We start from the raw sequence: 434 nt of genomic DNA, 5'->3' as shown, positions 1-434 counted from the left end.
AGGCCGCCCCGGCCAACTGCCAAACGTTGGGGGCGGTACCGGTAAGCGTCGCCACCAGCATGGTGAATACCGGCGCCAGATTAAAGAATATGGCGGTACGCACCGAACCGATTTTTTCCAACCCGTTAAACCACAGCAAGTAGGCCAGCAGTGACCCGCACAGTGCCAGATAAACCACGGCGGCATGGACATTGAGGCTGGCTGCGGCCAGGTTTTGCAGTGGATGCTCGAAGATAAATCCCAATGGCAGCAGGACCAGGGTGCCGAACAGCATTGAGTAGCTGGTGTTTTCGATGGCGGTGGCGTTATGCACCAGTCGGCGGGTGCCCACCATATTCAAGGCCCAGGCCAGGCTGCCAAGTAAAATAATGCCGTCGCCGGGGCTGATTTCCAGCCGCAACAGCGTTTGGATACGACCTTGGGTGATCACCAAT

Annotated in this window: 1 protein-coding gene; it reads right to left on the bottom strand. The window is 57.6% G+C overall.

What is annotated here, in order from left to right; translation table 11 throughout:
* A partial coding sequence (locus EOA85_RS37015; protein WP_164760219.1) for a DMT family transporter occupies window positions 1–434 on the bottom strand: 434 nt, incomplete at both ends.

This window comes from Mesorhizobium sp. M5C.F.Ca.IN.020.29.1.1 (assembly GCF_003997375.1).
GTDB lineage: Bacteria > Pseudomonadota > Alphaproteobacteria > Rhizobiales > Rhizobiaceae > Mesorhizobium > Mesorhizobium wenxiniae.
This window is presented reverse-complemented; position numbering and strand designations above follow the sequence as displayed.